The sequence below is a fragment of the Streptococcus sp. Marseille-Q4154 genome (assembly GCF_916700545.1).
Taxonomy (GTDB): Bacteria; Bacillota; Bacilli; order Lactobacillales; family Streptococcaceae; genus Streptococcus; species Streptococcus infantis_I.
This window is the reverse complement of sequence record NZ_CAKAKN010000001.1, coordinates 991,419-1,004,908: the sequence shown is the minus strand read 5'-3', so window position 1 is coordinate 1,004,908 and position 13,490 is coordinate 991,419. Positions and strand designations below refer to the sequence as shown.

The 13,490-nt window shown below is 40.5% G+C and carries 13 protein-coding genes; 12 read left to right on the top strand and 1 reads right to left on the bottom strand.

The features are described 5' to 3' along the window. Positions 1–8: 8 nt before the first annotated feature. Together phoU and LG369_RS05055 are read left to right on the top strand one after the other, a co-directional pair. Positions 9–662, top strand: a complete 654-nt coding sequence (gene phoU / locus LG369_RS05060; protein ID WP_004252561.1) for a phosphate signaling complex protein PhoU — start codon at positions 9–11, stop codon at positions 660–662. Positions 663–819: 157 nt separating this feature from the next. Then, positions 820–1,635: an ABC transporter substrate-binding protein gene (locus LG369_RS05055; RefSeq protein WP_225750466.1), complete on the top strand. Its 816-nt coding sequence runs from the start codon at positions 820–822 to the stop codon at positions 1,633–1,635. A gap of 118 nt (positions 1,636–1,753) precedes the next feature. Here LG369_RS05055 and LG369_RS05050 read toward each other — a convergent pair whose 3' ends face one another. Next, positions 1,754–3,082 (bottom strand): PLP-dependent aminotransferase family protein, encoded by a 1,329-nt coding sequence (locus tag LG369_RS05050; RefSeq protein WP_225750465.1) that lies wholly within the window; start codon positions 3,080–3,082, stop codon positions 1,754–1,756. A gap of 132 nt (positions 3,083–3,214) precedes the next feature. Between LG369_RS05050 and budA the strand changes: the two genes are divergently transcribed. The 10 genes from budA to alaS all read left to right on the top strand — a co-directional run bounded on the left by budA (position 3,215) and on the right by alaS (position 13,438). Further along, positions 3,215–3,943, top strand: coding sequence for an acetolactate decarboxylase (gene budA, locus LG369_RS05045; RefSeq protein ID WP_070678061.1), 729 nt, complete (start codon positions 3,215–3,217; stop codon positions 3,941–3,943). Positions 3,944–3,955: 12 nt separating this feature from the next. Beyond that, the gene (locus LG369_RS05040; RefSeq protein ID WP_225750464.1) at positions 3,956–4,708 is read left to right on the top strand and encodes a YhfC family intramembrane metalloprotease; all 753 of its coding nucleotides are present in this window, start codon (positions 3,956–3,958) and stop codon (positions 4,706–4,708) included. A gap of 114 nt (positions 4,709–4,822) precedes the next feature. Continuing rightward, positions 4,823–5,728 carry a UDP-N-acetylmuramate dehydrogenase gene (gene murB / locus LG369_RS05035; RefSeq protein ID WP_225750463.1) on the top strand — a complete coding sequence of 302 codons (906 nt, stop codon included), beginning with the start codon at positions 4,823–4,825 and terminating at the stop codon, positions 5,726–5,728. Positions 5,729–5,862: 134 nt separating this feature from the next. Next, a complete protein-coding gene (locus tag LG369_RS05030; protein ID WP_225750462.1) occupies positions 5,863–7,020 on the top strand; it encodes an ABC transporter ATP-binding protein in 1,158 nt (385 codons plus the stop codon). After that, complete coding sequence (locus tag LG369_RS05025) at positions 7,001–7,807, top strand: ABC transporter permease (protein ID WP_225750461.1); 807 nt, start codon at positions 7,001–7,003, stop codon at positions 7,805–7,807. The genes LG369_RS05030 and LG369_RS05025 overlap by 20 nt, the downstream gene beginning before the upstream one ends. Then, positions 7,804–8,577 (top strand): ABC transporter permease, encoded by a 774-nt coding sequence (locus tag LG369_RS05020; RefSeq protein WP_045763347.1) that lies wholly within the window; start codon positions 7,804–7,806, stop codon positions 8,575–8,577. The genes LG369_RS05025 and LG369_RS05020 overlap by 4 nt, the downstream gene beginning before the upstream one ends. Further along, entirely contained in the window at positions 8,574–9,644 is a 1,071-nt protein-coding gene (locus LG369_RS05015) for an ABC transporter substrate-binding protein (RefSeq protein WP_225750460.1), read from the top strand. Before LG369_RS05020 ends, LG369_RS05015 begins: the two co-directional genes overlap by 4 nt. Positions 9,645–9,794: 150 nt before the next feature. Next, positions 9,795–10,058 carry a hypothetical protein gene (locus LG369_RS05010; RefSeq protein ID WP_025170558.1) on the top strand — a complete coding sequence of 88 codons (264 nt, stop codon included), beginning with the start codon at positions 9,795–9,797 and terminating at the stop codon, positions 10,056–10,058. 261 nt (positions 10,059–10,319) lie between these two features. Continuing rightward, entirely contained in the window at positions 10,320–10,805 is a 486-nt protein-coding gene (locus tag LG369_RS05005) for an LURP-one-related/scramblase family protein (RefSeq protein ID WP_004252577.1), read from the top strand. Positions 10,806–10,819: 14 nt separating this feature from the next. Continuing rightward, positions 10,820–13,438, top strand: coding sequence for an alanine--tRNA ligase (gene alaS, locus LG369_RS05000; protein ID WP_225750459.1), 2,619 nt, complete (start codon positions 10,820–10,822; stop codon positions 13,436–13,438). The last annotated feature ends 52 nt before the right edge of the window (positions 13,439–13,490 follow it).

The window sequence follows — 13,490 nt, the reverse complement described above, 5'->3', positions numbered from 1 at the left end:
AGAAAAAGATGTTACGATCTCAATTTGAAGAAGATTTAGAGAAATTGCATAACCAATTCTACGCCATGGGACAAGAAGTTCTTTCCCAAATCAATCGTACTGTACGTGCTTTTGTTACCCATGACCGTGACTTGGCTAAAGAAGTCATCGAGCAAGACGCAGAAGTCAATGAATACGAATTGAAACTTGAAAAGAAATCATTTGAAATCATTGCCCTCCAACAACCAGTATCACAAGACTTACGTACAGTTCTAACAGTTCTAAAGGCTGTTTCAGACTTGGAACGTATGGGAGACCATGCTGTATCCATTGCTGAGGCAACCATTCGTATGAAGGGGGAGCAACGCATCCCAGCAGTCGAAGAAGAAATCAAAAAGATGGGACGCGATGTGAAAGATTTCGTGGAAACAACCCTCGAACTTTACCTGAACGGATCTGTTGATAAGGCCTATGAAGTTGCAACCATGGATGAAAAAATCAACCATTATTTTGAAAATATTCGTGATTTGGCAACTGAAGAAATCAGAAAGAATCCAGATGCTATTGTCACAGGTCGTGATTACTTCCAAGTGATTTCATACTTGGAGCGCATCGGTGACTATGCAAAGAATATCTGTGAATGGGTTGTTTATTTTGAAACAGGTAAAATTGTAGAATTGTAAAATTGATTAAATATACAGAAAAAGGAGCTGAATAATGAATAAAAGCTTCTTTTTTTGTTTAAGAAAATGAAAAAATAAATAAATATTAAATTCACACTTGACAAACGAGGTTTGCCGAGTTATAATTATACAAAATTGACAGAGAGGTTGTTTATTTATGAAATTTAAAAAATGGATATTTGTCTTATGTAGTTTTCTTGCAAGTTTCTTTTTAGTTGCTTGCCAATCATCTAGCTCAAGCTCACAGTCTGCAGTAGAGGCAATCAAACAAAAAGGTAAATTAGTGGTCGCAACTAGCCCAGACTATGCACCATTTGAGTTTCAAGCACTTGTGGATGGCAAGAACCAAGTCGTCGGTGCTGATATTGATATGGCACAAGCTATCGCTGACGAACTTGGAGTGAAATTGGAAGTTTCAAGCATGAGTTTTGATAATGTCTTGACCAGCCTTCAAACAGGGAAAGCAGATCTGGCCATTGCGGGAATCAGTGCAACTGAAGAAAGAAAAGAAGTCTTTGATTTCTCAATTCCTTACTATGAAAACAAGATTAGCTTCCTAATCAGAAAAACTGATCTTGAAAAATACAAAGATTTAGATTCTCTAGCAAGTGCAAATATTGCAGCTCAAAAAGGAACTGTCCCTGAATCTATGGTAAAAGAGCAACTTCCTAAAGCGCAGTTGACTTCATTGACAAATATGGGTGAAGCTGTTAATGAACTTCAATCAGGTAAGGTTGATGCTGTTCATATGGATGAGCCAGTAGCCCTCAGCTATGCAACAAAAAATGCTGACTTGGCTGTTGCAACAGTAAGCTTGACTATGAAAGAAGGCGAAGAAAATGCAGTAGCTATCAAGAAAGGCAACTCAGATTTGAAGGAAGTAGTTGATAAGGTTATTCAAAAACTAAAAGATGACGGTACTTATCAAACATATCTTGAAAAAGCTGCTAAGCTAACAGAAGTAGAGCAATAAAAAATAACAGAGGCTGGGACAAAAGTCCTAGCCTCTCAATTGTCATTGGATTATCAAGCAAGACGCAGTGGTTGAGTGGGCTCTACTACGCTGATTTCATCAGCTTTTACAGCCTTACTCAACTGTGCGGAGGTGGGACGACGAAATCGAATTCTAACGAATTACCGATTTCTGTCCCACTCTCTGTTTTTAAGTAATTTAATGTTGTTTCAAGACTTTCTAAAGGAACCTTAGCAAATTGATAAGGGCAAGTCTCAATGTAGGACGATTCGAAAAAGTCTAGATTTAAAGAGCTATGTTTGAGGCTTGCAATCTTAGGATAGTTCCTGAGATCAAGCAAAAGTCCATCATGGAGAGGATAGTTTGGTAGGGAAAGGGGATAAGATTTTAATAGCTTATGAATGAAGTCTTGACTTTTCTCTTGCAGTGCCAATCTTGCTACTCTATTTTTTTCAAAGAGTTGACTATCAATATAGAGTGATAGAGCCTTTTGCATAATGAGGTTGTTATCATAGTCCAGAATGTTTTTATAAGAGACAAAAGCTTCTTTCATAACATTTGGAAGTATGAGAGCAGTGATTCGAAGTGCAGGGAAAATACTTGTTGAAAAAGACTTGATGTAGATGACCAAATCATTTTGGTCCAAATAATGAAAGGTTTGTCCCATTTTAGGATCTAGGTCTCCCAGATAATCATCTTCAACGATATAAATTTGATATTTGGCTGCTAGATCAAGGATAGCACGTTTCTCCTCTTCAGAATATGAATGCCCCAGCGGATAGTGGAATCGAGGAATGGTGTAGAAAAATTTAATGTTACCACTTTTAAAATGTTTCTCAAGTTCTTTAAGGTCAATGCCATCCACGCGACGTTCAATGGTTTGATAGGGAATATTTTGAGCCAGCAGAAGTTGGTTCATTCGGTGATAGGTTGGTTGTTCGACCAGTATTTCTTGGCCCTTACTCGGAAAGTCAATTTGAGAAAGAATAAACAGTGCTTGTTGGGTTCCAGTTGTCATGACTAATTGATCGGGTTTACTATAGATAGCTTGGTCAAACAGTAGTTTCTGAACAGACTTTCGTAATTCTTCTAAACCCTCTTGGTGTTCATAGTAGTTGTAGAGATAATTTTCTCGACCAATCAAGCTTTCATTGACACAAAGACGAAAATCATCATAGGCAGCAGCATGTTCGTCATTGACCGAGATAACGAGGTCTTCGTGGCTAGCTTGTTGTTCTAAAACATAATAGCCACTTTGAGGTTTGGAGTAAATGTATTTCTCGTATCGGAGTTCCAAAAGTGCACGCTGCACAGTATCTTTACTGCAGTGGAAGTCTTGACTGAGTTTTCGGATAGAAGGCAGACGACTTCCTGTTTGAAGTTTTCCTGATTCAATTTCTTCTTTTAGATAGTGAACAACTTGTTCGTACTTACTTTTTTGCTTCATTCCAGACCTCTCTTGATTTTGTTACATTGTACCCTTTTTTTAGATGTTTGGCAATGTTAAAAGGTAGTCTAGCATTCAATTCTAATCAGAAATGTGATATACTTAGTAAGTAAATTTTCAAAGAAGAGTGAGATGATAAAGGTGCAAGAACCAGTTAAATTATTCCAATATAATACTTTGGGAGCCTTGATGGCAGGACTTTACGGCGGGACTATGACAGTTGGTGAGTTACTCGAACATGGAGATTTAGGGCTAGGAACCTTGGACTCTATTGATGGGGAGTTAATTGTCTTAGATGGTAAAGCCTATCAAGCTAAGGGGTCAGGTGATAAACCTGAAATCGTTGAAGTGTCGCCAGATGCTCTGATTCCTTATGCGGCAGTTGTACCTCACCAGGCAGAAGTTATTTTCCGCCAGCGTTTTGAAATGACTGATCAGGAACTAGAAAAACGTATTGAGTCCTACTATGATGGAGAAAATCTTTTCCGTTCGATTAAGATTCATGGTGATTTTAAACACATGCATGTTCGCATGATTCCAAAATCGACAAGCGAAACGAAATTTGCTGAGGTTGCGACTCATCAGCCTGAATATAGTTGCGAAAATGTATCTGGGACTATCGTTGGATTCTGGACACCTGAAATTTTCCATGGTGTCAGTGTCGCAGGCTATCATTTGCACTTTATTTCAGATGACCTAACCTTTGGAGGTCATGTCATGGACTTTGTCATCAAGGAAGGAATCGTAGAGGTTGGAGCTGTTGATCAGTTGGATCAACGTTTCCCTGTCCAGGATCGTCAGTATCTCTTTGCTAAGTTTAATGTTGATGAGATGAAAAAAGATATCGATCAAGCTGAATAAAAGGAGAAAAGTATGAAAATTCATGTAATAATCACAATGATAGCTTTATTTGTATTTCTCATAGCTGCCATTTGGTTCTCAAAAAAGAAGTACAAGATTAACCTTTCAGTTTTAGGACTTGGGGCAGTTGCATTTTTTGTCTCATCTCAAGTACTGGAGAAAATTGTTCACCTTATAGTTCTTCATCCACAAAAGGATGGGACAGTTCCACTCATGACGGAAAATCCCCTTCTCTATGTGATTTACGGGATCTGTATGGCTGCTTTGTTTGAAGAAACGGCCCGACTTGTCTTCTTTAAATGGTTAGAGAAGAAGAGAGCTTTGGAAGATTCGGATGCCCTCGCCTATGGACTTGGTCATGGTGGCTTGGAATTGCTCTACCTCGGAATGGGAAGCTTGATTAGTCTTTTGATCCTCTTTTCGTTATTAGAGTCTTCAAATCCAGATTTGGCAACTCTCCTTCCCAAAAATACACTTGAAACAGTACAATCTCTATCTGTATGGCAGGTTTATTTACTCGGAGTTGAGCGTGTGCTTGCTCTTGTTATGCAAATTGGTCTCTCTTTCTGGGTTTATCAAGCAGTCCGTCAAAAGAATTGGATTTATCTAGTAACTGCTTATGGTCTACATGCCCTCTTTGATCTGGCTCCAAGTCTATCTCAGGTTGGTTGGATTTCTAATCCACTAATAGTGGAAGGATTACTAGCCGTGGAAGTTGTCTTATTTGTATACTTTACAAAGTCAATTTTTTATAAAAAACAATAAACGAAAAGAGGCCTAGCCTCTTTTTAATATTGTCAGAGAAAAAGCTTAGAAAATCATCGAAAAAAATCGCTAAAAATGGTATAATGGAATGGATTTTATAAAAGGATAAGAAAAATGACTGTATTAGATAAATTAAAAGAAACCTTAGAAGGAATTGACATTCGATTCGATGAGCCATTAAAAACTTATACCTACACAAAAGTTGGAGGGAAGGCAGATTACTTAGTTTTTCCTCGTAATCGCTACGAGATGGCTCGTGTCGTTAAATTTGCCAATCAAGAAAATATCCCATGGATGGTTCTTGGAAATGCAAGTAATATTATCGTCCGAGAAGGCGGAATTCGTGGCTTTGTCATTATGTGTGACAAGCTCAATAATGTTTCAGTCGATGGTTACACCATTGAAGCAGAAGCGGGAGCTAACTTGATTGAAACCACTCGAATCGCTCTTCGTCATAGTTTGACAGGATTTGAGTTTGCCTGTGGAATTCCAGGAAGCGTCGGTGGAGCTGTCTTTATGAACGCTGGTGCTTATGGAGGTGAGATTGCTCATATTTTGCAGTCTTGCAAAGTATTGACCAAGGATGGAGAAATCGAGACTTTATCAGCCAAGGACTTAGCCTTTGGTTACCGTCATTCAGCTATTCAAGATTCTGGAGCAGTAGTCTTATCAGCTAAATTTGCACTATCTCCAGGTAATTATGAGACTATTAATCAAGAAATGGAACGTTTGACCCACCTTCGAGAACTCAAACAACCATTGGAATATCCTTCTTGTGGTTCTGTCTTTAAACGTCCAGTTGGGCATTTTGCAGGACAATTGATTTCAGAAGCTGGTTTGAAGGGCTACCGTATCGGTGGTGTCAAAGTCTCAGAAAAACATGCAGGCTTTATGATTAATGTAGCCGATGGGACAGCTCGAGATTATGAAGACTTAATTGAGTCTGTCATTGAAAAAGTTAAAGAACATTCTGGTGTTACCCTTGAGCGAGAGGTTCGTATCTTGGGTGAACACGAATAACATTATTATTAAACATTATACAAAGATTGGGATTTTATCGCTAGATATGGTTTGGGTCAATTCCTTACAGTCATTGCTAGCATTTTACAAGGTCCCAATCTGTTAATTTACGAAGAAAAAGGAATTTAGAGGAATTGAAAAAACCAATTATCGAATTCAGAAACGTTTCTAAAGTTTTTGAAGATAGTGACACTAAGGTTCTCAAGGATATTAACTTTGAGTTGGAAGAAGGAAAATTTTATACACTGCTAGGAGCTTCTGGTTCAGGAAAATCAACCATCCTAAATATCATTGCAGGTTTGCTAGACGCAACGACGGGTGATATTTTGCTGGATGGCGTAAGAATCAATGATATCCCTACCAATAAGCGCGATGTTCACACGGTCTTCCAATCTTACGCCTTGTTCCCGCACATGAATGTCTTTGAAAATGTTGCCTTTCCATTGCGATTGCGAAAGGTCGATAAAAAAGAAATCGAACAACGTGTCTTAGAAGTTCTCAAGATGGTACAGCTTGAAGGCTACGAAAAACGTTCTATCCGTAGGTTATCTGGAGGCCAACGCCAGCGTGTAGCTATTGCGCGTGCGATCATCAACCAACCTCGATTGGTCCTATTAGACGAACCTTTATCAGCCTTGGACTTAAAGTTGCGAACAGACATGCAGTACGAACTACGTGAACTGCAACAACGCTTGGGCATCACCTTTGTTTTTGTTACCCATGATCAGGAAGAAGCCTTGGCCATGAGCGACTGGATTTTTGTTATGAATGACGGTGAAATCGTTCAGTCTGGTACACCAGTTGATATCTATGATGAGCCCATTAACCACTTTGTTGCAACCTTCATCGGTGAATCAAATATCTTGCCAGGAACCATGATTGAGGACTACTTGGTCGAGTTCAATGGCAAACGATTTGAAGCGGTTGACGGTGGGATGAAGCCAAATGAACCGGTCGAAGTCGTCATTCGTCCAGAGGACTTGCGCATTACTCTGCCAGAAGAAGGAAAACTTCAAGTGAAGGTCGATACGCAGCTCTTCCGTGGGGTTCACTATGAGATTATCGCCTATGACGAACTCGGTAACGAATGGATGATTCACTCGACTCGTAAGGCCATCGTTGGTGAGGAAATCGGTCTGGACTTTGAGCCAGAAGATATCCACATCATGCGTCTCAATGAAACAGAAGAAGAGTTCGATGCTCGTATCGAAGAGTACGTAGAAATCGAAGAGCATGAAGCAGGTTTAATTAACGCTATCGAGGAGGAGAGAGATGAAGAAAACAACCTCTAAACTCTTTGTAGTGCCCTACATGCTTTGGATTGCACTCTTTGTATTGGCACCCTTGGTCTTGATTTTTGGACAATCCTTTTTCAACATTGAAGGCCAGTTTAGTTTAGAAAACTATAAATCCTATTTTGCGTCACAAAATTTGACCTATCTGAAAATGAGTTTTAACTCAGTGCTCTATGCAGGAATTGTAACTCTAGTGACGCTTCTCATCAGCTATCCAACAGCCCTCTTTTTGACCCGTCTCAAACACCGTCAACTCTGGCTCATGCTGATTATTCTGCCAACCTGGATAAACCTACTGCTCAAGGCCTATGCCTTTATCGGGATTTTTGGTCAAAATGGCTCTATTAACCAGTTTCTAGAATTTATCGGAATCGGTTCTCAGCAGTTGCTCTTTACAGATTTCTCATTTATCTTTGTCGCAAGCTATATCGAGCTTCCATTTATGATTTTGCCCATCTTCAATGTTTTGGATGATATGGATAACAATCTCGTTAATGCCAGCTATGACCTCGGTGCAACTAAGTGGGAAACCTTCCGCCATGTCATCTTCCCTCTGTCTATGAACGGGGTGCGAAGCGGAGTTCAATCTGTCTTTATCCCAAGTTTGAGCCTTTTCATGTTGACCCGTTTAATTGGGGGGAACCGAGTGATTACCTTGGGGACTGCCATCGAGCAGAACTTCTTGACCAATGACAACTACGGTATGGGTTCAACTATCGGTGTTGTTCTTATCCTGACTATGTTTATCACTATGTGGGTGACTAAGGAAAGGAGAGAACGATGAAAAAATTATCAAATCTTTATCTAGCCTTTGTCTTTATCGTCCTTTATTTACCAATCTTTTACCTGATCGGATATGCCTTCAATGCCGGGGATGATATGAACAGCTTTACAGGCTTTAGTTTGTCTCACTTTGAAACCATGTTTGGAGATGGAAGACTCATGCTCATCTTGGTTCAGACCTTTTTACTAGCCTTCCTATCAGCCCTGATTGCGACTGTTATTGGTACCTTTGGTGCTATCTACATCTATCAATCACGTAAAAAGTACCAAGAAGCCTTTCTATCTCTCAATAACATTTTGATGGTTGCACCAGACGTTATGATTGGTGCCAGTTTCTTGATTCTCTTTACCCAACTCAAGTTTTCACTTGGCTTTCTGACGGTACTTTCCAGTCATGTAGCCTTCTCGATTCCAATCGTAGTGCTCATGGTCTTGCCACGGTTGAAAGAGATGAATGGAGATATGATCCATGCGGCTTATGACCTTGGAGCTAGCCAGTTCCAGATGTTTAAGGAAATTATGCTTCCTTACTTAACGCCGTCTATCATTGCAGGCTACTTTATGGCCTTCACCTATTCGTTGGATGACTTTGCCGTGACCTTCTTTGTAACAGGGAATGGATTTTCAACCCTCTCAGTAGAGATTTATTCTCGGGCTCGTAAGGGAATTTCGCTTGAAATCAATGCTCTTTCAGCCTTGGTCTTTCTCTTTAGTATTATCCTGGTTGTTGGATATTACTTCATTTCACGTGAGAAGGAGGAGCAAGCATGAAACGACTCTATTCATTTTTAACTGGAATTTTAGCAATTATCCTTGTCTTGTGGGGAATTTCCTATCATCTTGATAGTAAAATCAATAGTCGGGATAGTCAAAAACTGGTTATCTACAACTGGGGAGACTATATCGACCCTGAACTTCTAGAGAAATTTACAGAAGAAACAGGAATCCAAGTCCAGTACGAAACCTTTGACTCTAACGAAGCCATGTACACGAAAATCAAGCAGGGTGGGACAACCTATGATATTGCCATCCCAAGTGAGTACATGATCAACAAGATGAAGGACGAAGACCTCTTAGTTCCATTAGATTATAGTAAGATTGAGGGAATTGAGAATATTGGTCCAGAATTTCTCAACCAGTCCTTTGACCCAAACAATCAGTACTCCATCCCATACTTCTGGGGAACTTTGGGTATTGTCTACAATGAAACCATGGTGGAAGAAGCGCCTGAACATTGGGACGACCTCTGGAAACCAGAATACAAGGATTCTATCATGCTCTTTGATGGGGCGCGTGAAGTGCTTGGTTTAGGTCTTAACTCACTAGGCTATAGCCTCAACTCAAAAGATCCTCAACAACTGTCACAAACGGTTGATAAACTGTATGAGCTAACTCCTAATATCAAGGCAATTGTAGCCGATGAGATGAAGGGTTACATGATTCAGAACAATGCTGCTATTGGTGTGACCTTCTCAGGGGAAGCTAGCCAGATGTTGGAAAAGAATCCTAACCTCAAATATGTTGTGCCGACAGAAGCAAGTAACCTCTGGTTTGACAACATGGTTATTCCTAAAACTGTCAAGAACCAAGATGCAGCCTATACCTTCATTAATTTTATGTTGAAGCCTGAAAATGCTCTAAAAAATGCTGAGTATGTTGGCTACTCAACACCAAACAATGCTGCTAAGGAAATGCTCCCCGAGGAGACAAAAGAGGACAAGTCCTTCTATCCAGATGCAGATACTATGAAACACCTCGAAGTTTATGAGAAGTTTGACCATAAATGGACAGGAATCTACAGTGACCTCTTTCTACAGTTTAAGATGTATCGGAAGTAGAAGTATATAAAATAAAAACGAATCAGTAAATCTGGTTCGTTTTTTGAATAGATCGTAATTTGTATAACTGTTTATTTTTACTATCCTATTTGCTTATTTTATTTCCTAGTAGTATACTAATCTTATCATAATAGAAAGCGGTAACAAATCATGAAAATGTCTACTTTTTTCAAAAAAAGTTACTGGCCAACCTTTTTGATTGTTGACCAAACAATTATACTATTCCATTTAAAGGATGGCTTGGATCGGCAATATCTAACAACTGATTCCATACATTTGGTGATAGGGTTCTTTATATTTGCAAATATTTTCGTAGCTATCTTTAGCAATTCGAAAATGTGGGATAAAAGTTGGGATAAAAAGAGTGATAGCAGTAAGAAAAAATATATCCTGAAAAAGTCATCAGGGATATAGGGAGTTGGTTATTTAAATGAGGATTATTTCCAGTTGACGCAAGCTTAAAAAAACGTTATAATAAGAGAGTTGAGAATTGATTTTCTCTCCATCTTAGACCAGAGAAATGGCGGTGCTGCGAGCCATCTAAGATAGAAAATCATGCTACTCAATCTAACAATTGCATAAGAACGAAAGAATGACAAGTTCATTGAATGAAGGTGGTACCGCGGTTTTTCGCCCTTCGTGATATGGATTTGTCTTTTATTTTTGGAGGTGTTTATGAGAACATTTCTTGTCAAACAGAAATTTCGCCTAGGTGGTGAACGTTTTGATATCAAGGATGAGTTGGGCAATGTCGCCTATCAGGTTGAAGGTTCATTTTTTAAGATTCCTAAAACTTTTACCATCTATGATGTTGCTGGTGAACAGGTCAGTGAGATTAGTAAGGAAGTCTTAACTTTCCTACCTCGTTTTGAAATTCAACTGAGTAACGGCGATAGTTTTTATATCCGGAAGAAGTTGACGTTCTTTAGAGATAAGTATGAATTTGACAATCTCGGTCTTCGTATCGAAGGAAATGTCTGGGATTTGAATTTTAAATTGCTGGACGATCGTGACCAAGTAATTGCGGAGATTGCTAAGGAACTGTTCCATTTAACCTCGACTTATACCGTGACCGTCTACGACGAATCTTATGCAGACCTAGTCATTTCCCTCTGTGTCGCTATCGACTATGTAGAGATGCTAGAAAGCCAATCAGATTAAAAAAGGAGATACAAATGAAACAATTATCTAGTGCACAAGTCCGCCAAATGTGGCTTGATTTCTGGGCCAGTAAAGGCCACTCTGTAGAACCATCAGTTAGCTTGGTTCCCGTCAACGACCCAACACTTTTGTGGATCAACTCAGGGGTTGCTACCCTTAAGAAATACTTTGATGGAACCATTATTCCTGAAAACCCACGGATTACCAATGCGCAAAAAGCCATCCGTACCAACGATATCGAAAACGTAGGGAAAACTGCGCGTCACCATACCATGTTTGAAATGTTGGGGAACTTCTCTATCGGTGATTACTTCCGTGACGAAGCCATTACTTGGGCTTATGAGCTTTTGACAAGCCCTGAATGGTTTGACTTCCCAGCTGAAAAACTTTACATGACTTACTACCCAGCTGATACGGATTCTTACAACCGCTGGATTGAAGTGGGAGTAGATCCAAGTCATTTGATCCCAATCGAAGACAACTTCTGGGAAATCGGTGCCGGACCTTCTGGACCAGATACAGAAATCTTCTTCGACCGTGGTGAAGCATTTGACCCAGAAAATATCGGTATTCGACTTCTCGCAGAAGATATCGAAAACGATCGTTATATCGAGATCTGGAACATCGTTTTGTCACAATTTAATGCAGATCCAGCTGTACCTCGTAGCGAATACAAGGAATTGCCACACAAGAACATTGATACGGGCGCTGGTTTGGAGCGTTTGGTAGCCGTTATCCAAGGCGCTAAGACCAACTTTGAAACAGACCTATTTATGCCTATTATCCGCGAAGTTGAGAAGTTATCTGGTAAGGTTTATGACCAAGATGGCGACAACATGAGCTTCAAGGTCATCGCTGACCACATCCGTTCTCTTTCATTTGCTATTGGCGATGGTGCTCTCCCTGGAAATGAAGGCCGTGGTTATGTCCTTCGTCGTTTGCTCCGTCGTGCCTCTATGCATGGTCAAAAATTGGGTATCAATGAGCCTTTCCTTTACAAACTCGTTCCAACTGTTGGTAAGATCATGGAAAGCTACTACCCAGAAGTGCTCGAAAAACGTGACTTTATCGAAAAAATTGTCAAGAGCGAGGAAGAGTCATTTGCCCGCACTCTTCACTCAGGTCAACACTTTGCCCAAAGCATCGTTGCAGACTTGAAAGAAAAAGGTCAATCTGTCATTGCTGGTTCAGATGTCTTCAAGCTTTATGACACTTATGGATTCCCAGTTGAATTGACAGAAGAAATCGCTGAAGAAGCTGGAATGACAGTAGACCGTGAAGGTTTTGAAGCAGCCATGAAAGAGCAGCAAGAACGTGCGCGTGCGTCAGCTGTCAAAGGCGGCTCCATGGGTATGCAAAACGAAACCCTTCAAAATATCACTGTTGAGAGTGTCTTCAACTACAATGCTAGCCAATTGCCTTCAAAATTAGTAGCTATCGTTGCAGATAACGCTGAAGTAGAAGCTGTTTCAGAAGGAACTGCATCTCTGATCTTTGCAGAAACTCCATTCTACGCTGAAATGGGTGGACAGGTTGCGGACCATGGTCAAATCTTGGATGCTGCAGGAAACCTTGTAGCGACCGTAACGGATGTTCAAAAGGCACCGAATGGACAAGCTCTTCATACTGTTGAAGTCCTTGCACCGCTTGCTTTGAACCAAGAATACACTTTGGCCATCGATAGCAATCGTCGTCACCGTGTCATGAAGAACCACACAGCAACTCACTTGCTCCATGCGGCCCTTCACAATATCCTTGGCCACCATGCAACTCAAGCAGGCTCACTCAACGAAGTAGAATTTCTCCGCTTTGACTTCACCCACTTCCAAGCTGTGACTCCAGAAGAATTGCGTGCTATTGAGCAACAAGTCAATGAGAAGATCTGGGAAGCCATCGCAGTCAAGACTGTTGAGACAGACATTGACACAGCCAAAGAAATGGGTGCTATGGCCCTCTTTGGTGAGAAATACGGTAAAGAAGTCCGCGTTGTGACCATTGGTGACTACTCAGTGGAACTCTGTGGTGGTACTCACGTTGGCAATACTTCTGAAATCGGTCTCTTCAAGATTGTCAAGGAAGAAGGGATCGGATCAGGAACTCGTCGTATCTTGGCAGTGACTGGTAAGGAAGCCTTTGAAGCCTATCGTGAACAAGAAGATGCACTGAAAGCAGTCGCAGCAACCTTGAAAGCTCCTCAACTCAAAGAAGTACCTCACAAAGTCGAAGGACTTCAAGAACAACTCCGTCAATTGCAAAAAGAAAATGCAGAATTGAAGGAAAAAGCGGCAGCAGCAGCGGCAGGTGATGTCTTCAAGAATGTTCAAGAAGCAAACGGCCACCGTTACATTGCCAGCCAAGTATCTGTATCAGATGCAGGTGCCCTTCGTACCTTTGCGGATAACTGGAAACAAAAAGACTACTCTGATGTCCTTGTTCTTGTCGCAGCTATCGGTGACAAGGTCAATGTCCTTGTAGCTAGCAAGACAAAAGAGGTGCATGCTGGTAATGTGATTAAAGAATTAGCTCCAATCGTCGATGGACGTGGTGGTGGTAAACCAGATATGGCCATGGCAGGAGGAAGCAACCAAGCGAAAATCCAAGAATTGTTGGATGCAGTAGCAGGTAAATTGTAATCAAAAATACCTATCCATTTGGATAGGTATTTTTACATATAAAGCTCATATT